Source organism: Streptomyces netropsis, assembly GCF_014203545.1.
GTDB classification, from domain to species: Bacteria; Actinomycetota; Actinomycetes; order Streptomycetales; family Streptomycetaceae; genus Streptomyces; species Streptomyces netropsis.
Map to the genome: position 1 here is coordinate 55,197 of NZ_JACHJG010000005.1, position 18,433 is coordinate 73,629.

15 protein-coding genes are annotated in these 18,433 nt (G+C 72.0%); 6 read left to right on the plus strand and 9 right to left on the minus strand.

Annotation, left to right across the window (positions count from 1 at the left end):
• Positions 1 to 198 precede the first annotated feature (198 nt).
• The gene (locus FHS38_RS13740) at positions 199 to 1,479 is read left to right on the plus strand and encodes a LolA family protein (RefSeq protein WP_184733840.1); all 1,281 of its coding nucleotides are present in this window, start codon (positions 199 to 201) and stop codon (positions 1,477 to 1,479) included.
• On the opposite strand, the gene FHS38_RS13745 is transcribed toward FHS38_RS13740, so the two are convergent.
• Positions 1,422 to 1,745, minus strand: a complete 324-nt coding sequence (locus FHS38_RS13745; RefSeq protein WP_184733841.1) for a hypothetical protein — start codon at positions 1,743 to 1,745, stop codon at positions 1,422 to 1,424. The two genes, FHS38_RS13740 and FHS38_RS13745, sit on opposite strands and share 58 nt — an antisense overlap.
• Here FHS38_RS13745 and FHS38_RS13750 point away from each other — a divergent pair.
• Both FHS38_RS13750 and FHS38_RS13755 read left to right on the plus strand, forming a co-directional pair.
• Positions 1,636 to 2,799, plus strand: a complete 1,164-nt coding sequence (locus FHS38_RS13750; protein WP_373301818.1) for an ABC transporter ATP-binding protein — start codon at positions 1,636 to 1,638, stop codon at positions 2,797 to 2,799. The two genes, FHS38_RS13745 and FHS38_RS13750, sit on opposite strands and share 110 nt — an antisense overlap.
• Entirely contained in the window at positions 2,786 to 3,670 is an 885-nt protein-coding gene (locus FHS38_RS13755) for an ABC transporter permease (RefSeq protein ID WP_184733843.1), read from the plus strand. The genes FHS38_RS13750 and FHS38_RS13755 overlap by 14 nt, the downstream gene beginning before the upstream one ends.
• A gap of 109 nt (positions 3,671 to 3,779) precedes the next feature.
• Here the strand turns inward: FHS38_RS13755 and FHS38_RS13760 are convergent, their stop codons facing one another.
• The 8 genes from FHS38_RS13760 to abrC1 form a co-directional block, all read right to left on the minus strand.
• Positions 3,780 to 5,114 (minus strand): M28 family metallopeptidase, encoded by a 1,335-nt coding sequence (locus tag FHS38_RS13760; RefSeq protein WP_184733844.1) that lies wholly within the window; start codon positions 5,112 to 5,114, stop codon positions 3,780 to 3,782.
• Between the two features lie 183 nt (positions 5,115 to 5,297).
• Positions 5,298 to 6,302 (minus strand): EamA family transporter RarD, encoded by a 1,005-nt coding sequence (gene rarD, locus FHS38_RS13765; protein ID WP_184733845.1) that lies wholly within the window; start codon positions 6,300 to 6,302, stop codon positions 5,298 to 5,300.
• A gap of 183 nt (positions 6,303 to 6,485) precedes the next feature.
• A complete protein-coding gene (locus FHS38_RS13770) occupies positions 6,486 to 8,456 on the minus strand; it encodes an APC family permease (protein ID WP_184733846.1) in 1,971 nt (656 codons plus the stop codon).
• An 88-nt stretch (positions 8,457 to 8,544) separates the two neighbouring features.
• Positions 8,545 to 9,624 (minus strand): 2-oxoacid:ferredoxin oxidoreductase subunit beta, encoded by a 1,080-nt coding sequence (locus FHS38_RS13775; RefSeq protein ID WP_184733847.1) that lies wholly within the window; start codon positions 9,622 to 9,624, stop codon positions 8,545 to 8,547.
• Positions 9,617 to 11,581: a 2-oxoacid:acceptor oxidoreductase subunit alpha gene (locus tag FHS38_RS13780; RefSeq protein WP_184733848.1), complete on the minus strand. Its 1,965-nt coding sequence runs from the start codon at positions 11,579 to 11,581 to the stop codon at positions 9,617 to 9,619. The genes FHS38_RS13775 and FHS38_RS13780 overlap by 8 nt, the downstream gene beginning before the upstream one ends.
• 363 nt (positions 11,582 to 11,944) lie before the next feature.
• A complete protein-coding gene (gene abrC3 / locus FHS38_RS13785; RefSeq protein WP_184734161.1) occupies positions 11,945 to 12,604 on the minus strand; it encodes a response regulator AbrC3 in 660 nt (219 codons plus the stop codon).
• A 261-nt stretch (positions 12,605 to 12,865) separates the two neighbouring features.
• Positions 12,866 to 14,191 (minus strand): sensor histidine kinase, encoded by a 1,326-nt coding sequence (locus tag FHS38_RS13790; protein ID WP_184733849.1) that lies wholly within the window; start codon positions 14,189 to 14,191, stop codon positions 12,866 to 12,868.
• Between the two features lie 326 nt (positions 14,192 to 14,517).
• Positions 14,518 to 15,768, minus strand: a complete 1,251-nt coding sequence (gene abrC1 / locus FHS38_RS13795) for a sensor histidine kinase AbrC1 (RefSeq protein ID WP_184733850.1) — start codon at positions 15,766 to 15,768, stop codon at positions 14,518 to 14,520.
• A gap of 198 nt (positions 15,769 to 15,966) precedes the next feature.
• On the opposite strand from abrC1, the gene FHS38_RS13800 reads away from it, so the two are divergent.
• The 3 genes from FHS38_RS13800 to FHS38_RS13810 all read left to right on the plus strand — a co-directional run.
• On the plus strand, positions 15,967 to 16,383 hold the full coding sequence (locus FHS38_RS13800; RefSeq protein ID WP_184733851.1) for an NADH-quinone oxidoreductase subunit A: 417 nt from the start codon (positions 15,967 to 15,969) through the stop codon (positions 16,381 to 16,383).
• The gene (locus FHS38_RS13805; protein ID WP_184733852.1) at positions 16,374 to 16,997 is read left to right on the plus strand and encodes an NADH-quinone oxidoreductase subunit B; all 624 of its coding nucleotides are present in this window, start codon (positions 16,374 to 16,376) and stop codon (positions 16,995 to 16,997) included. Before FHS38_RS13800 ends, FHS38_RS13805 begins: the two co-directional genes overlap by 10 nt.
• A partial coding sequence (locus FHS38_RS13810) for an NADH-quinone oxidoreductase subunit C (protein WP_260420739.1) occupies positions 16,994 to 18,433 on the plus strand: 1,440 nt, incomplete at its 3' end. The genes FHS38_RS13805 and FHS38_RS13810, both read left to right, overlap by 4 nt.

The window sequence follows — 18,433 nt, forward strand, 5'->3', positions numbered from 1 at the left end:
TGTCATCCCCGAGAACTACGGGGAAGTGATCCCGTCGGCTGACGACGTCGCGTGGCCGGTTTGGTGGAATTGACAGTGTCGTTCCCCGGGGGAAACCCCGGACTCCCGCGCCACCACCGAGCGGTCGGGCCACAATGAGCCTAGGGGTGGGCGAGTGCACGACGCGTATGACCGCCGCCGACGACGGAGGTAGAGCAGATGGCACGGATCCAACCGACCCAGGGCGCCGACGACACCGGGACGCCCGGCACGGGCCGCCGCAAGGCCGCCCGATACGCGGTGCCGGTCGCGGTGGCCGGGGTCGCGGCAGCGACGATCGGGTTCGTCGTACCGGCGCTGGCGAGCACCGGAGACCCGGACCTGCCGAAGATCAGTGCGCAGGACCTGATAGCCAAGATGGCGAAGTCGGATGTGCAGCAGGCCTCCGGCACCGTCAAGATCTCCACCGACTTCGGTCTGCCGTCGCTGCCCTCGGGCCTCTCGCTCGGTGACGCCGGCAAGGGCTCGGGCGGCGGGAAGGGCGGGGACGCCGCAGACCCGCAGGCCAAGCTGACCGAGCTCCTCTCCGGTTCGCACACCCTGCGGATAGCCGCCGACGGCCCCGACAAGCAGCGGTTCTCCATCGTCGAGCGCGCCGCCGAGTACACCGTGATCCACAACGGCGACGACCTCTGGGCGTACGACAGCGCGAGCGACTCCGCCCACCACTCCAAGGCCCCGAAGCAGCGCGACGGCGACGGCCACGAGGTGCCGAAGGACCTGGCCGGCCTCTCGCCGCAGGAGCTGGCCAAGCGGGCCCTGGCCACCGTGGACGACACCACCTCGGTGACCGTCGACGGCACCGCCAAGGTGGCCGGCCGGGACGCCTACCAGCTGGTGATCAAGCCGAAGGGCGGCGACTCCACGGTCGGCGCGGTCCGGATCGCGGTCGACGCGAAGAACGGCGTGCCGCTGAAGTTCACCCTCGCTCCGAAGAGCGGCAAGGCCATCGTCGACGCGGGCTTCACCAAGGTCGACTTCGGCAAGCCCGCCGCGAAGAACTTCTCGTTCACCCCGCCGAAGGGCACCAAGGTCACCGAGGACGCCGGGAAGCCGGGCAAGGGTGACGACGCGAAGCTCAAGGGCAAGCTGCCCGGCGCCGGTGAACTGCCGGGCCTGGCCGGTCTGCCCGGTCTGGACGGCGGCTCCGACGCGTCCGGCATGAAGGTCATCGGCAAGGGCTGGTCCTCGATCGCCGAGATCAAGGGCCCCAAGGGTGCGGTCGACAAGCTGAGCGAGGACGCCAAGGGCAAGGGCAAGGCCGGCGGCGACGCGGCGGCCCTGCTGGACAGCTTCGGCAAGAAGGTCTCGGGCGACTTCGGTTCCGGCCGGGTGTTCAGCACCCGCATCGTCAACGTCCTGATGACGGACGACGGCAGGGTCTACGCGGGCGCGGTCACCAAGGACGCGCTGGTCAAGGCCGCCGACAGCGCGAAGTAGGCAGGCTGCCCCTCCTGCTTGGCCCGCTCGGCCCCGCTGCCCGGCGGCACCACGGTGCCGCCGGGCAGCGGGTTCGGCAGCGGTTTGCCGTAGGGCGCGGGAACGACGAAAGGGGAACCGGTGGAGGAGGAGCGGATCGCCTCCGGCGGCGGTCGGATGAAAGCGCCGGGAGCACCTTCCGCGCGGCAGACCGCCGTCCGGGGCAGCGCCCCTGAGCCGCCGACGGCCGTCGGGCCGGGCGAGCCCGCCGCGCCTGCGGCCCGCACCGCGTCAGGCGCTCCCGCGCCCGCCGGTGCCGCCGTGCACGCCGAGCCGGAACCGTCCGCCGAACCCGCCGCCACGGCCCCCGCCGTCGCCGCCGTGATCGAGACGCGGGGGCTCACCAAGCGGTACCGCGGCGGCCAGCTCGCCGTCGACGGCTTGGACCTCACCGTCCCGCGCGGCAGCGTCTTCGGCTTCCTCGGGCCCAACGGGTCCGGCAAGACCACCACCATCCGCATGCTCATGGGCCTGATCGAACCGAGCTCCGGCACGGCCCACGTCCTCGGCGAGCCCATGCCGCGCGCTGGGCGGCGGGTGCTGCCCCGGGTGGGGGCGCTCATCGAGGGCCCCGCCCTCTACGGCTTCCTCAGCGGCCGCGACAACCTCGTGCGCTACGACGCCGCCGACCCCACCGCCGACCCCCGCACCCGTGCGGCCCGGGTCGCCGCCGCGCTGGACCGGGTGGGCCTCGCCGCCGCCGCGGGCAAGAAGGCCCGCGCGTACTCCCTCGGCATGAAGCAGCGCCTCGGCCTCGCCGCGGCCCTCCTCCAGCCCCGCGAGCTGCTCGTGCTGGACGAGCCGACCAACGGCCTCGACCCGCAGGGCATGCGCGAGATCCGTACCCTCGTGCGCGAACTCGCCGCCGACGGCACCACCGTCTTCCTCTCCTCCCACCTCCTCGACGAGATCGAGCAGGTCTGCACGCACGCGGCGGTCATGGCCCAGGGGCGGCTGCTCACCCAGGGCACGGTCGGCGAGCTGGCGTCCTCCGCCCGCGGCCGGCTGGCCGTCACCACCCCCGACCCCACGGACGCCGCCCGCGTCCTCAAGGAGCACGGCGTGACCGATCTCGTGGTCCTGGAAACGGGCGTCACGGGCGAGCTGCCCCACACCGCCCTGTCCGGCCCCGCCGACCCCGCCGGCCCCCTCGACCTCGCCGACCTCAACGCGGCCCTGGTCCGGGCGGACGTGCGGGTGCGGTCCTTCGGCATCGAACGGGCCTCGCTGGAGGACGCCTTCGTCGCGCTCACCGGGGAGGGCTTCGATGTCGCGGGCTGAGGTGGCGGACGGCCGGGGCGCACGGACAGCGCCGAGCGCCCTGTGGCAGCTGTCCCTCTTCCGCAGTGAGGTCACCACCGTGCTGCGCCGGTGGCGGACGCTCGCGCTGCTCGGCGTGCTCGCGGCGGTCCCCGTGCTGGTCGGCATCGCCGTGAAGATGGAGACGGGCGACGGCGGCCCGTCCGGCGGCGACGGTCACGGCCCGGCGTTCATCAGCCAGATCAGCAACAACGGCCTCTTCCTGGTCTTCGCGTCCCTCGCCGCGACGCTGCCGTTCTTCCTGCCGATGGCCGTCGGGGTCGTCGCGGGCGACGCCGTGGCGGGCGAGGCGGGCTCCGGCACGCTGCGCTATCTCCTCGTCGCCCCCGCCGGGCGGACCCGGCTGCTGCTCGCCAAATACGCCTCGACGCTGGTCTTCTGCCTCACCGCCACCCTGGTCGTGGCCGTCTCGGCGCTGACCGTGGGTTTGCTGCTCTTCCCCGTCGGGGACGTCACGCTGATCAGCGGGACGCAGATCTCCTTCGGCGAGGGGCTGCTGCGCGCGGTGGCGATCGCGGGCGTGGTCGCCGCGTCCCTGGTCGGCGTGGCGGCGGTGGGGCTGTTCGTCTCGACGCTCACCAACAGCGGTATCGCGGCGATGGCCACCACCGTGGGCCTGCTGATCACGGCGCAGATCCTGGACCAGTTCCCGCAGCTGCACGCCGTTCAGCCGTATCTCTTCCCGCACTACTGGCTGAGCTTCGCGGACCTGCTGCGCGAGCCGGTCTACTGGGAGCCGCTGCAGCGCAACCTCGGCCTTCAGGCGCTCTACGCGGCGGTCTTCGGCTCGGCCGCGTGGGCCCGCTTCACCACGAAGGACATCACCGTCTGAGCGGGCTGCGAGGCCGGAGGGATCTGCGGGGTGCGAACGGTGTGACCGGCCCCCGTCCCGCACGGCGGGGGCCGGTCACGTCACCGTGGCCTCAGCGAGGTGGCAGCGCTCAGAACGTGAGCTTCCAGCTGTCGACGTAGCCGGTGTCCTGCGCGGCCGTGTCCTGGACGCGGAGCTTCCAGGTGCCGTTCGCCGTCTCGGCCGAGGCGTCGACGGTGTAGGTGGCGACGATGTTGTCGGCCGAGTCGTTGCCGCTGGCGCTCTTCAGCCGGTACGCCCGCCCGCTCGGTCCGACCAGGTCGACGGACACGTCACCGCGCCAGGTGTGCTTGATGTCGACCCCGACCTGGAGCGCCGAGGGCGCGTTCCCCGTGATCCCGGTGACGGCGATCGGGGAGTCGACCGGGGAGCCCGCGTCGGGGATCGCGACGTCGGCGGTGTTCTCGAAGGTGCGTCCGGGCGGGTTGGTGGCGCCCGCGCTCAGCGTCCAGACGGCGTGGGCGATGGCGTCGCTGTTGTTGTCGAGCGCCGTCTCGTTGATGTTCGCCGTGGTGTCGCAGGACGAGTGGTAGCAGCGGTCGAAGGCCTGGCCCGCCGTGCCGCCCCACTTGGTGGCCTGGGCCGCGGTCTTGCGGCTGCTGGCACCGGTGAACAGACCGCCGACCCGCACGCCGGCGTTCTTGAAGGAGGCGTGGTCGGAACGGCCGTCGCCCTCGGTCTCGATCTCGGTCGAGATGTTCTTCGCCGCGAAGAAGTCCTTGAAGACCTTCTCCAGCTGGGTGTCGTCGTCGTAGACGAAGTAGCCCGGGTTCGGCGAACCGATCATGTCGAAGTTCAGATACGCGTCGATCTTCGCGCGCTCGGTGCCGGGAAGGCTGTTGACGTAGGACTTCGACCCGACCAGGCCCAGCTCCTCGGCCCCCCACCAGGCGAACCGCAGGTGCTTGTCGGGCTTGTAGCCCTCGCGGGCGACGGTGAGCGCGGTCTCCAGGATGGCGGCCGAGCCGGAGCCGTTGTCGTTGATGCCGGGGCCGGCGCTCACCGAGTCGAGGTGCGATCCGGCGAAGATCACGTGGTTGGCGTCGCCGCCGGGCCAGTCGGCCACGAGGTTGTAGCCGGTCGCGCCGCTCGAGGTGAACTGCTGGATGCTGGTGGTGTACCCGGCGGCGTCCAGCTTGGCCTTCACGTAGTCGATCGAGGCCTTGTAACCGGCGCGGCCGTGCGCGCGGTTGCCGCCGTTGGCGGTGGCTATCGACTGCAGCTGGTTGAGGTGGCCCTTGACGTTGGCGACGGATATGTCGGGCGCGGCGGCGGCGACGGTGGGAGTCGCGTTCGCCGGGCCCGAGAAGGTGCCGAGCAGGGTGGCCGTGAGGGCCGCGCCGGTGGCCAGCAGCGCGGTGACACGGGTTCTTCGGGGCAGGGTGGGTCCGTTGAGTCCAAGCATGGGGGGCTCCCAACTCCATTTGACGTGGCCATGATGTTGAGGGCCCCCTGATGGTGCGTCAAGGGCGGATTTCGGACACCGAGCACCGCTTTCCGGATATCGGGCAGGGGGAAACCATGCTGATCTGTGGTTTCAGGGAATGCTGCGACCTTTGTTATTTCTGTGTTTCGTGGGGCGCAGCGCCTAGTTCACGGCTTTTGTCGGCGCTTCCGCGACGCCCGCCGACTCGACGGCGGTCACACCTTCCACAGCAGCCTCCGCCGCCTTGAGCCGCGCGTTCCGCAGCTCCGTCCGCGAGATCCGTGCGGCCCGCAACGCGTCCCAGGTGAGCACCGCAAGCGCCAGCCAGACGAGCGCGAAGCCCGCCCAGCGCTCGGCCGGCATCGCCTCGTGGAAGACCAGCAGTCCGAGGGCGAACTGGAAGATCGGCGCCAGGTACTGGAGCATCCCGATCACCGACAGCGGCAGCCGGACCGCCGCCGCGCCGAAGGAGATCAGCGGCAGCGCGGTGATGGCACCGGTGCCCAGCAGGAGCAGGGTGTGGCCGCCGCCCTCCGAGGTGAAGGTGGACTCGCCGCGCGAGCCGAGGAAGACCAGCACGGCGAGCGCGGGCAGGAACTGCACGGCCGTCTCGGCGGCCATCGACTCCAGGCCGCCCAGCCCGACCTTCTTCTTGACCAGGCTGTACGTGCTGAAGGTGGCCGCGATCGCGAGCGCGATCCACGGCGGCTTGCCGTACCCGACGGCCAGTACGACCACGGCGGCCACGCTGACGCCCACGGCCACCCACTGCGCGGGCCGCAGCCGCTCGCGCAGCACGAGGACGCCGAAGGCGATGGTCGCCAGGGGGTTGATGAAGTACCCGAGGGAGGTCTCGACGACGTGCCCGGAGTTCACGGCCCAGATGTAGACCCCCCAGTTCAGGGAGATGACGGTCGCGCCGACCGCGATCATCCCCAGGCGCTTGGGCTGCCGCAGCAGCGGGCGTATCCAGTCCCAGCGCCGGGTCACAGCCAGCACGACGGTGACGGCGGCCAGCGACCACACCATGCGGTGGGCGAGGATCTCGACCGCGCCCGTCGGTTCCAACAGCGGCCAGTAGAGGGGGAAGAGCCCCCAGATCCCGTAGGCGAGGACGCCGCACAACAACCCGGTGCGGGTCTCGGTCTTCGACTCGTGCGACTCCACGGGGCTCCTTCCGGAGGTTTCGATGAATGAACCTTCGGAAGGTAGCGCCGCCCGGGCCCGGCTGTCATGCGCGTATCGGATGATGGTCCTGACAGGTGTCCTCAAGTGCCGGACGGGCTGCACTTGCAGCCCGTCCGGCGCTTGAGGACGCGCCCGCAGGGCGCCTGCCGCCGCAGGCGGCACCTACGCCCGCGCGGAGCGCAAGCGCTCGACGGCCCGGGCGACATCGAAGGGCAGGATCGTCACGGCGACGTCGGGCAGGTGCTCCAGGGCCTTGGCCAACTCGTCGCCGATGCCCCGGTGCAGCAGCCGCCCGAGCGGCGGCGGGTAGGCGCGGCGCGGGATCAGCAGGGTCAGGGCGGTGGTGCCGTCGGCGGTCGTCCGGGCCGCGAGGGCGACGATCGTGTGCCGCAGCCGTCGGTCGGGGCAGTCGACCAGCTCCAGCGGCACGGTCGTGCCGGGCGACCGCTCCCACCGCTCGACCAGCCGGCGCGCACGGGCCTCGTCGACCACGACGTGCAGGGCCCGCACCTCGTCCGGCCGCAGCTCGTGCGCGTAGGCCAGTGCCTTGAGGGTGGCCAGATCGAAGCCGTCGACCAGGACGTACACCAGGTGCCGCCGCCAGCGCGGGCGGTCCGTGGCGAGCGGGGGCACGTTCTCCAGGGCCTTCGCCTCGGCCCGGTACTGACGGTTGATGCGGATCAGCGCCCACACCCCGAGGGGGAAGACCGCGACGACGAGCCACGCGCCCTCGGTGAACTTGGTGACCGCGAAGACCACCACGACCAGCGCGGAGACCACGGCGGCACCGATGTTGACGGCCAGCTTCCAGTGGCGGTGCGGCTCGCGGGGCCGCCGCCAGTAGTGGACCGTCAGCCCGGCGGCGGCCATGGTGAAGCCGGTGAAGACACCGATGGCGTAGAGGGCGACGAGCTTGTCGACGTTGGCGCGCGTCACCAGCAGCAGCGCGAGGGAGACGACGGCGAGGCAGACGATGCCGTTGGAGAAGGCGAGCCGGTGCCCGCGCCGGGTCAGCTGGCGCGGCAGGAAGCTGTCCTCGGCGACGAAGCTGGCGAGGAACGGGAAGCCGGTGAAGGGCGTGTTGGCCCCCGTATAGAGGATGAGCGCCGTCGCGAGCTGAACGAAGACGAGACCGGCCGTGCCCAGCGGGCTGTCGCCGAAGACGAGCCGGGCCTCCTGCGCGATCACGGTCGGGTTGCCGTCGGTGTAGGGGATCGCGTGGGTGTAGTGGGCGAGGGTGGAGACCCCGAGGACCATGCCGCCCAGGAGACAGCTCATGACGGTGAGGGTGCGCCGGGCGTTGGGGCCCTGGGGGCGGCGGAAGGCGGAGACGCCGTTGGAGATCGCCTCCAGGCCGGTCAGCGAGGAACCGCCGTTGGCGAAGGCCCGCAGCACCATGAACAGCGAGGCGCCGTACAGCCAGCCGTCGCCCGCCTCGCCGAGCGGCACGGCCCCGGCCGCGTGCACGTCCGCGTGCGGAAGGCCCCCGGTCAGGGCCCGCACGAGCCCGAAGGCCAGCATCAGCGCCACGGCGAGGACGAAGAGGTACGCGGGCGCGGCGAAGGCCCGCCCGGCCTCGCGGATGCCGCGCAGGTTCCCGTACGCCAGCAGCAGCACCATGGCCGCGGAGAGGGGGACCTTCATGTGGTCGATGCCCGTGTAGCCCTCCCCGACGAGATGGGCGAGGGAGATCAGGGCGTCGGTCCCGGCGGCGGTCTGGACGGCGACGGTGACGATGTAGTCGACGAGCAGGGCGACCGCCGCGATCTGCGCGACGCGTGGCCCGAAGTTCTCCCGGGCGACGACGTAACTGCCGCCCGCGCGGGTGTAGACCATGACGACGTCGCGGTAGGAGAGCGTGAGCATCAGCAGGACCAGCAGGATCGCCCCGGTCACCGGCAGCAGCAGGGTGAACGCGGCGACCCCCACGACCGGCACCAGGATGCGCAGCATCTCCTCGCTGCCGTACGCGGTCGAGGACATGCAGTCGGAGGCGAGGACGCCGAGCGCCATCGGGTTCGACAGCTTCTCGTGCGCGAGCCGCCCGGTGACCAGCGGCGGACCGAGCAGGCGGCGCTTGAGCCGGTAGCCGAGCGGGTCACGGGGAGCGGGGGCGGCTTCGGTGTCGGCCATGGCCCCATGAGAGCGGGTGCCCGGCCGGGGCGCCGTCAGACGCCCCGGCCGGGCACCCGTCTGTGCCCGTACGTACCAGTACGAAGAGCTAGCCGACGACCGTCCAGGTGTCGTTGCCGGCGAGCAGCGCGGACAGGTCGCCCTTGCCCTTCTGCTCGATGGCGGCTTCGAGCTGGTCCGACATCTGGGTGTCGTAGACCGGCCGGTCGACGCTGCGCAGCACACCGATGGGGGTGTGGTGGAGGGTGTCGGGGTCGGCGAGGCGGGAGAGGGCGAACGCGGTGGTCGGGGACGTGGCGTGCGCGTCGTGGACGAGCACGTCGGCCTCGTTCTCCGCCGTCACGGCGACGACCTTGAGATCGCCGGTGGCCCGGTCGCGGACGACGCCCTTGTTCCCGTCGGCGCCGAAGCGGATGGGCTCGCCGTGCTCCAGGCGGATGACGGCCTCTTGTGCCTGCTGCTTGTCCTTGAGGGGTTCGAAGGCGCCGTCGTTGAAGATGTTGCAGTTCTGGTAGATCTCCACCAGCGCGGTGCCGGGGTGGGCGGCTGCCTGGCGGAGCACCTCCGTGAGGTGCTTGCGGTCGGAGTCCACGGTGCGGGCGACGAACGAGGCCTCGGCGCCGATGGCGAGGGAGACGGGGTTGAAGGGGGCGTCCAGTGATCCCATCGGCGTGGACTTGGTGACCTTGCCGATTTCGGACGTGGGGGAGTACTGGCCCTTGGTGAGCCCGTAGATCCGGTTGTTGAAGAGCAGGATCTTGAGGTTGACGTTGCGGCGCAGCGCGTGGATGAGGTGGTTGCCGCCGATGGAGAGGGCGTCGCCGTCACCGGTGACGACCCAGACGGAGAGATCGCGTCGCGAGGTGGCGAGGCCGGTGGCGATGGCGGGTGCGCGTCCGTGGATGGAGTGCATCCCGTAGGTGTTCATGTAGTAGGGGAAGCGGGAGGAGCAGCCGATGCCGGAGACGAAGACGATGTTTTCCTTCGCGAGGCCGAGTTCGGGCATGAAGCCCTGTACGGCGGCGAGGATGGCGTAGTCACCGCAGCCGGGGCACCAGCGCACTTCCTGATCGGACTTGAAGTCCTTCATGGACTGCTTGGCGTCGGCCTTCGGCACCAGGGAGAGCGCCTCGATCGAGGAAAAGCCCTCCGAGATCGTCTCAGTCATTGATGGCCTCCTTGAACACATCGGCGAGCTGCTCGGCCTTGAACGGCATTCCGCTCACCTGGGTGTAGGAGCGGATGTCGGTCAGGAACTTCGCTCGCAGCAGGGTCGCGAGCTGACCGAGGTTCATCTCCGGTACGACCACCTTGTCGTAACGCCTCAGCGTCTCCCCGAGATTCCCGGGGAAGGGGTTGAGGTGACGCAGGTGGGCCTGGGCGATCCGGTGGCCCTCGGCGCGGGTGCGCCGCACGGCCGCGGTGATGGGTCCGTAGGTCGAACCCCAGCCGAGGACGAGGGTGTCGGCCTCGCCGCTCGGGTCGTCCACCTCCAGGTCGGGGACGGTGATGCCGTCGATCTTGGCCTGGCGGGTGCGGACCATGAAGTCGTGGTTGGCGGGGTCGTAGGAGATGTTGCCCGTGCCGTCCTGCTTCTCGATGCCGCCGATGCGGTGCTCGAGACCAGGGGTGCCGGGCACCGCCCATGGCCGGGCCAGGGTCTCGGGGTCGCGCTTGTACGGCCAGAAGACCTCGGTCCCGTCGGCCAGCTCGTGGTTCGGGCCGGAGGCGAACCGCACCCGCAGATCGGGGAGTTCGTCGACCTCCGGGACGCGCCAGGGCTCGGAGCCGTTGGCCAGATAGCCGTCCGACAGCAGGAACACCGGCGTCCGGTACGTCAGCGCGATGCGCGCCGCGTCGATCGCCGCGTCGAAGCAGTCCGCCGAGGTCCGGGGCGCGACGATCGGCACCGGGGCCTCGCCGTTGCGCCCGTACATCGCCTGGAGCAGATCGGCCTGCTCGGTCTTGGTGGGCAGGCCCGTCGACGGCCCGCCGCGCTGGATGTCCACGATCAGCAGCGGCAGTTCGAGGCTGACGGCCAGTCCGATGGTCTCGGACTTGAGCGCGACGCCCGGGCCGGAGGTGGTGGTGACGGCGAGGGCGCCGCCGAAGGCGGCTCCGAGAGCGGCGCCGATGCCGGCGATCTCGTCCTCCGCCTGGAAGGTGCGGACGCCGAAGTTCTTGTGCTTCGACAGCTCGTGCAGGATGTCCGAGGCCGGAGTGATCGGGTACGAGCCCAGGTACAGCGACAGGTCGGCCTGGCGGGCCGCGGCGATGAGCCCGTAGGTCAGCGCCAGGTTCCCGGAGATGTTGCGGTACGTCCCGGCGGGGAAGGCGGAGGCCGCGGGGGCGACCTCGTAGGAGACGGCGAAGTCCTCGGTCGTCTCGCCGAAGTTCCACCCCGCCCGGAAGGCCGCGACGTTTGCCTCCGCGATCTGCGGCTTCTTCGCGAACTTCGCCCGGAGGAACTTCTCGGTGTTCTCCGTCGGCCGGTGGTACATCCACGACAGCAGACCGAGCGCGAACATGTTCTTGCTGCGCTCCGCCTCCTTCCGCGACAGCCCGAAGTCCTTGAGCGCCTCGATCGTCAGCGTCGTCAGGGGGACGGGGTGGACGTTGTAGGCGTCCAGGGAGCCGTCCTCCAGCGGGCTCGTGGCGAAACCGACCTTCGCCATCGGGCGCTTGGTGAACTCGTCCGTATTGACGATGATCTCCGCGCCGCGCGGCACGTCCGCCAGATTCGCCTTCAACGCCGCCGGGTTCATCGCCACCAGAACGTCCGGTGCGTCACCGGGGGTCAGGATGTCGTGATCGGCGAAATGCAGCTGGAACGACGAAACCCCCGGCAGGGTGCCTGCGGGGGCTCGGATCTCGGCGGGGAAGTTCGGCAGCGTCGACAGGTCATTGCCGAACGACGCGGTCTCGGAAGTAAACCGATCACCCGTGAGCTGCATACCGTCACCGGAGTCACCCGCGAAACGGATGATCACCCGGTCCAGTCGGCGCACCTCTTTGGTGCCGCCTGGCCCCCCGGCGGGGCTGCGCTGTTCGGCGAGGTGTGACGGCTCGCCTCGCTGCTCGGCTGGATCGGCCTGCTCGGCCGGGCTACTGACCTGGCTGGTCACTGCTTCGGACCTCCCTCATGGCGGCGGTCCGCACATGGTGGTGCCGACCGGCGTTCCCACGGCCATCGTACGTGGGGAAGGGTTTCCTCCTACGGAGGTACCACAGGATGAACCCACGGATGTGGCCCCCTTATGCCCTTGTATGTCATGGTCATCGGCCCCCACGCCCTCTCATTTACGAGGGGTACTGCTAGGACTTCGGTTCTGGGGCCACGTATCCGAAACGGCCCGCGCCGCGCCCCCGACCGGAGTGGGTCAGGGGTGCGACCGGGCCGCGCCGGGCGGATGACAGCACGTCAGAACGCCGAGGCGGGTCGGAGCGAGGGAATCCGGATGAAATGCGGACGGAGCGGCGCGCGCCGGTCAGGACCGCAGATAGGTCAGGACCGCGAGAACCCGACGGTGATCCCCGTCACTCGGCGACAGCCCCAGCTTCGCGAAGATGTTGCTGACGTGCTTCTCGACCGCCCCGTCGCTCACCACCAGCTGCTTGGCGACCGCGGAATTCGTCCTTCCCTCGGCCATCAGACCGAGGACCTCCCGCTCCCGGGGGGTCAGCCCGGCCAGCACGTCCTGCTTGCGGCTGCGGCCCAGCAGCTGGGCGACGACCTCGGGGTCCAGCGCGGTGCCGCCCCGGGCGACCCGCACCACCGCGTCCACGAACTCGCGCACCTCGGCGACGCGGTCCTTGAGCAGATAGCCCACGCCCCGGCTGCTGCCGGCCAGCAGCTCCGTCGCGTACTGCTCCTCCACGTACTGCGAGAGCACCAGCACACCCAGGCCCGGGTGGTCCCGGCGCAGCCGCACCGCAGCCCGGACGCCCTCGTCGGTGTGGGTGGGCGGCATCCGGACGTCCGCGACGACCACGTCCGGCAGGGCGTCCTCGGCGGCGAGGTCCCCGATGGTCTTGATCAGCGCCTCGGCGTCGCCGACCCCGGCCACGACGTCGTGCCCCCGGTCGGTCAGCAGCCGGGTCAGCCCCTCCCGGAGCAGCACCGAATCCTCGGCGATGACCACCCGCACCCTGTCCTCCACGATTCACGGCCCCCCTGGCCCGGCGCGCACGCCGGGCGGTTCACGCTGTAGGCAATTGACACCGCCCAGCATGTCAGCATCCGGCCCCCGGGCGGGGCGCGCGATGCCGTCGGCGTCAGGACCCGCTCACCGCACCGGATCCCCCCCGCCCCCGGCCTCGCCCGCCTTCCGCCCAGCACGTCGCCCCGCCGGATGACCGGCGGGGCGAGTGATCAGGGGGCGAGGGAAGTCTCCCGGGGGCGACCGGGGTCAGCCGCGCCAGGGCAGCTCCGCCGTGATCGTCGTCGGACCGCCCACGGGGGAGTTCACCACCAGCAGTCCGTCCACCGCGTCCAGCCGCTCGGCCAGCCCCGCGAGGCCGCTGCCGCCGGCCGTCGACGCACCGCCGCGGCCGTCGTCGGAGACCTGGAGCATCAGCCGGTTCGCCGACCGCCACACGTCGACGCGGGCCGTGCGGGCCGCGCTGTGCTTGCTGATGTTCTGCAGCAGCTCGGAGACGATGAAGTAGGCCGTGCCCTCGATCGCGGCGGCCGGCCGGACCGACAGGTCCACCTCGGCCCGCACGGGCACGGTGCACCGCGCGGCCAGCGCCGACAGCGCCGGGCCGAGCCCGCGGTCGGTGAGGATCGCCGGGTGGATGCCGCGGGCGAGGTCCCGCAGCTCCTGGAGGGCGAGCTTCACCTCGCCGTGCGCCTCGTCCACCATCCGGGCGGCGGCCTCCGGGTCCTCCTCCAGCTTCTCCTTCGCGAGGCCCAGGTCCATGGCGAGGGCGACGAGGCGGGCCTGGGCGCCGTCGTGCAGATCGCGCTCGATGCGGCGCAGGTCGGCGGCGGCGGTGTCGACGACGACCCCGCGGTCCTCCTCCAGCTCCCACACCCGGGTCGCCAGCCGGGACGGCCCGAGCAGCCCCGTCACCAGCAGCCGGTCCACCTGCGTCAGCCCGCGGATGATCCACGGGTTGACCAGCACCAGGAGCAGCCCGGCGGCGCAGGTGACACCGATCTCGAAGGGGTTGTCGAGGTAGACGGCCGTGCCGTCGGAGTCGCCGTACAGCTGCATCCCCGGCTGGTTCCCGTACTCCGGGTAGACCCACGCGTACGCCGGGTACAGCAGCGTCACCCAGCCGACCAGCGTCATCGTCAGCGACACACAGAACGCGCCGACCGCCCACGGGAAGTGCAGCACCCCGTACAGCAGGTGCCGCCAGGACGCCCCGCTCTTGAGCACCGCCCCCATCCAGGCCATCGGCCCGCTGTGGCCCTTCCTGGGCCGGATCGGCTCCGGGTCGGCGATCTCCAGCCCCAGCAGCCCCCGGGCCCGGACCCGCTCGACCGCGCCCAGCGCCCGCGCCCCGACGAGCGCGCCGGCCAGCACCGGCACCCCGATGAAGGTGATCAGCAGACCGGCACCGAGCGCGGTCATGGTGATCGCGTACGAGAAGAAGAGGACGGCCATCGGGAGGCTGAGCATCAGATAGAGGAACTCGCGCCACGTGCGGCCCGCCAACGGCGCGCGCAGCACGGCGGGCACGCGGTGGGGCCGGGGGGCCGACTGCCGTCCGTAATCGATGGCCATCTCTTTTCCGATCTCCGAGTCTCCGGGGCTTCGCCTGATGACTCAAGACTGCTGGAACGGGGTCCTGTGGACCATGCGGTGAGTGGGTGTCTTGGAGGTAGGGCCAGCCCTACCTCTTGCCTCCGGCGGGCGGGCGGGGCCGACGGTGGGCCGCCGCCTGCGGCGGTAGCGCCCTGCGGGCGCGTCCTCAATCGCCGGACGGGCTGGTTTCGGCTGGGCTCAGCCAATGCAGCCCGTCCGGCGATTGAGGACACCGCCGCGCAGCGGTGGTGCACCCCGTCGGACGGGGTGCACCACCGCAAAGCGCACGTGCCTGCCCGGGACGGTCACCCCGCCGAGCGGTCGCGCCACGGCAGTTCCGCCGTGACGACCGTCGGGCCGCCGACCGGGGAGTCCACGACGAACAGCCCGTCCACCGACCCCAGGCGCTCGGCCAGCCCCGCCAGCCCGCTCCCGGTCGCCGTCGAGGCGCCGCCGCGACCGTCGTCGCGCACCTGGATCAGCAGCCGGTCCTTCGTCCGCCACAGCTCGACGCCGGCCGTGCGGGCCCCGCTGTGCTTGCTGATGTTCTGCAGCAGCTCGGAGACGGTGAAGTACGCGATGCCCTCGATCGCCGGCGCCGGGCGGGCGTCCAGCTCCACGGACACGCTCACCGGCACGGTGCAGCGCGCCGCCACCGACGACAGCGCCGCGTCCAGCCCCCGGTCCGTCAGCACCGCCGGGTGGATGCCGCGGGCGAGGTCCCGCAGCTCCTGGAGGGCGAGCTTCACCTCGCCGTGCGCCTCGTCCACCATCTGCGCGGCCGCCGCCGGATCCTCCAGCACCTTCTCCTTCGCCAGCCCGAGCCCCATGGCGAGGGCGACGAGGCGGGCCTGGGCGCCGTCGTGCAGATCGCGCTCGATGCGGCGCAGGTCGGCGGCCGCGGTGTCGACGACGACCCCCCGGTCCTCCTCCAGCTCGGCGACCCGCCGCTCCAGCTCGTCGGACGGGCTCAGCAGCCCGCGCACCATCGCCCGGTCGACGTTGGTCATGGCACGCGCCAGATGGCCGAGAACCGGCCACAGCACGAAGAGCGAGCAGAGCGTGACCGCGAACGTGAGAACGCCCCATGGCAGTCTGATGAACGAATACAGCGTGCTCCGCCACGCCACCGAGTCCTTCAGCGTCATCCACAGCCAGGGGAAGAAACCGGCGTTCCCACGGCCCCGCCGCGGCAGCGGACTCGGCTCCTCGATCCGCACGCCCAGCAGCCTGCGCGCCCGCGCCCGCTCGAAACGGCCCACGTACCGGGCACCCATCAGCCCGAGCGCCAGCAGCGGCAGCCCGATCACGGTGATCGACAGGCCGACGCCCACATACAGCCACACCGAGACGTAGACGAAGCCCGCGATGCCTTCCGGCAGGTTCAGCAGGAGATGCGCGATCTCCCGCCACGTCTGCCCGCCGAAGGCCAGGCGGGCGGGGGGAAGCCGCTCGCCCGCTTCGCCGCCGAAGTCGTCGTGGGGGGCGTGGGCGGCGAAACCGGGCCGACGAGAGGCGTCCGGGGCGGCCTCGGGGGCCGTACTGCTGGCGTTCATAGGGCAAAGACTGCCGGGCGGCCGGGCGCGACGCCATGGGGGCCGTGGGTGCGAAGGTGTAGGGATAACCCCACCACCGGCCGGTAGCGCTGCTCACTCCAGGCGCAGCAGGGCCTAGACTCCCGTGCGTACAGATCGTCGAACGCGGGTGACCGGGATAAACCGGAAGAACAACCGCACAGGGAGCGAGGGGCGGACGTGCCGGAGGCGACCGTGCGCACCGCGAGTGCCGACGTCCGGCTCGCGGCCGACTACTTCGATGGCTATGCGACGGTCGGCCTGCTGGCCGTCGTCGGGGTGCTGTTCATCGCCGTGGCCTTCGTGGCCGGGCGGCTGCTGCGGCCCGTGGTGCCGACCCCCGAGAAGCTGCTGACCTATGAATGCGGCGTGGACCCCGTGGGCGAGGGCTGGGCGCACACCCAGGTGCGCTACTACGTCTACGCCTTCCTCTACGTCATCTTCGCGGTGGACTCGATCTTCCTGTTCCCCTGGGCGACGGTCTTCGCCGCGCCGGGCTTCGGTGGCGCGACGCTCGTCGAGATGTTCATCTTCCTCGGCTTCCTCGCCGTGGGCTTGTTGTACGCATGGAAGAAGGGCGTCCTCGAATGGACGTGACACCCCCGGTTGACCTTCCCGAGCCGCGCCGGCTCGGGGTGCTGTCCCGCCTCGCGCCCGAACCCATGAAGGTGGTCCTGAACTGGGGCCGCCGCTACAGCCTGTGGGTCTTCAACTTCGGCCTCGCCTGTTGCGCGATCGAGTTCATCGCCGCGTCGATGGCCCGGCACGACTTCATCCGCCTCGGCGTCATCCCCTTCGCCCCGGGCCCCCGCCAGGCGGACCTCATGATCGTCTCGGGCACGGTGACGGACAAGATGGCCCCGGCCGTGAAGCGGCTGTACGAGCAGATGCCCGAGCCGAAGTACGTGATCTCCTTCGGCGCCTGCTCCAACTGCGGCGGCCCCTACTGGGACTCGTACTCCGTCACGAAGGGCGTCGACCAGATCATCCCGGTCGACGTCTACGTACCGGGCTGCCCGCCCCGGCCGGAGGCGCTGCTCCAGGGCATCCTCAAGCTTCAGGAGAAGATCGCGAAGGAGTCGCTGGGCGACCGGTACGGCTCCGCCGCCGACGCGGGTGTGTCCGCCGCGGCGCTGCGCAGCGATCTGGTGACGCCACCGCCGACGCCGGGCACGGGCGCCTCCGGCGGCTCGGAGGACACGGACCGATGACGACCGATCCGACGAACCCCGCGGAGAACCCGGGCGGGACTTCCGGCGCCGCCGAGCCGCCGACGTCCGGGGCGGCTCCCGAGCCGTCCGGTGCGGGCGAGCCGACCCCCGGCAAGGGTGCCGAGTCCGCCGCGAAGGCGGGCGGGGCTGCCGAGGGGACCGCTCGTACCGCCCGCCCGGCCGGGGCGACCGCTCCGGAGCCCACCGAGGACGACGCCGAATCCGCCGCACCGCCGGAGGCCCCCGCCCCCGAGCCCGTCGTCGGGTGGCTGCCCGGCGGCGCCACCGAGCTGTTCGGCGAAGGGGCGAGCGCCGAGGAGTCCTACGGGCTGCTCACCGTGGACGTACCCGCCGCCGCGTGGATCACCGCGCTGGAAACCGCGCGGGACACCCTCGGCTGCACCTACTTCGACTGGCTGAGCGCGGTCGACGAGCCCGGCACGGGCTTCCGCGTCTGCGCGCACGTCGTCGCACTGCCCACGGGCCCCGGCGCGGCCGGCGCCGTACGACGGCTCGTCGTACGGACCACCGTGCCGCACGACGCCCCCGCGCTGCCCAGCGCGATCGGCGTCTACGCCGGAGCGGCGTGGCACGAACGCGAGACGTTCGAAATGTTCGGCGTCGACTTCACCGGTCACCCGCACCTGGTGCCGCTGCTCCTGCCCGAGGGCTTCGAGGGGCACCCGCTGCGCAAGGACTTCGTGCTCGCCGCACGGGTCGCGAAGGCGTGGCCCGGGGCCAAGGAACCGGGCGAGGCCGAGGGCGGTGGCCCCAAGCGCCGCCAGATGCTCCCGCCGGGCGTTCCCGACCCCAACGAGTGGGGGCCCCTCAAGGGCCAGCTCCCGCCCGCCCCCGCCCGCCCGGCCCGCGGCCCCCGCGCCGCGGGCGCCGCAGCCGCCGACCGCCCGGCCCGCCGCACGCGCAGCGTGGCCGCCGGCTCGGCGAGCCAGACGGAACCGACGGCCGGGACCCCGGCGGCGGCTCCCGAGCGTCCTGCTCGTCGTAGCCGCAGCGTGAGCGAGGGCTCTGCGAGCCAGGCTGCTGCCTCTGCTCCCTCCGCGCCCTCCGTCGAGGCGGGTGCGGACGCCCCGGCGCGGCCCGCTCGTCGCAGTCGCAGTGTCAGCGAGGGCTCGGCGAGCCAGGCCGCGCCGCCTGCCGAGGCGGAGACCGCCGCCGAGAAGACCGCCGCCGAGCGCTCGCGCCCGGCACCGCGCTCGGCCGACGCCCCGTGGCACCACGCGCGCCCCGCGTTCGACGAGGCGACGGGGGAGCCCGGCCCCGAGGCCGGGACCGCCAAGGCCACCACCCCGCCGGTACCCGCCGAGGGCCCCAGGCCCGAGGCGGCCGGGCCTGCGGCCGGGCCTGCGGCCGGGCCTGCGGCCGGGCCTGCGGCCGGGCCTGCGGCCGGGCCTGCGGCCGGGCCTGCGGCCGGGCCT

Bases quoted from the DNA above. Each gene is read 5' to 3' on its own strand.
- FHS38_RS13740 (WP_184733840.1), top strand. From the start codon at position 199: ATGGCACGGATCCAACCGACCCAGGGCGCCGACGACACCGGGACGCCC.
- FHS38_RS13755 (WP_184733843.1), top strand. From the start codon at position 2,786: ATGTCGCGGGCTGAGGTGGCGGACGGCCGGGGCGCACGGACAGCGCCG.
- FHS38_RS13805 (WP_184733852.1), top strand. From the start codon at position 16,374: ATGGACGTGACACCCCCGGTTGACCTTCCCGAGCCGCGCCGGCTCGGG.
- FHS38_RS13790 (WP_184733849.1), bottom strand. From the start codon at position 14,191: ATGGCCATCGATTACGGACGGCAGTCGGCCCCCCGGCCCCACCGCGTG.
- abrC1 (WP_184733850.1), bottom strand. From the start codon at position 15,768: ATGAACGCCAGCAGTACGGCCCCCGAGGCCGCCCCGGACGCCTCTCGT.
- FHS38_RS13770 (WP_184733846.1), bottom strand. From the start codon at position 8,456: ATGGCCGACACCGAAGCCGCCCCCGCTCCCCGTGACCCGCTCGGCTAC.
- FHS38_RS13750 (WP_373301818.1), top strand. From the start codon at position 1,636: ATGAAAGCGCCGGGAGCACCTTCCGCGCGGCAGACCGCCGTCCGGGGC.
- FHS38_RS13760 (WP_184733844.1), bottom strand. From the start codon at position 5,114: ATGCTTGGACTCAACGGACCCACCCTGCCCCGAAGAACCCGTGTCACC.
- FHS38_RS13775 (WP_184733847.1), bottom strand. From the start codon at position 9,624: ATGACTGAGACGATCTCGGAGGGCTTTTCCTCGATCGAGGCGCTCTCC.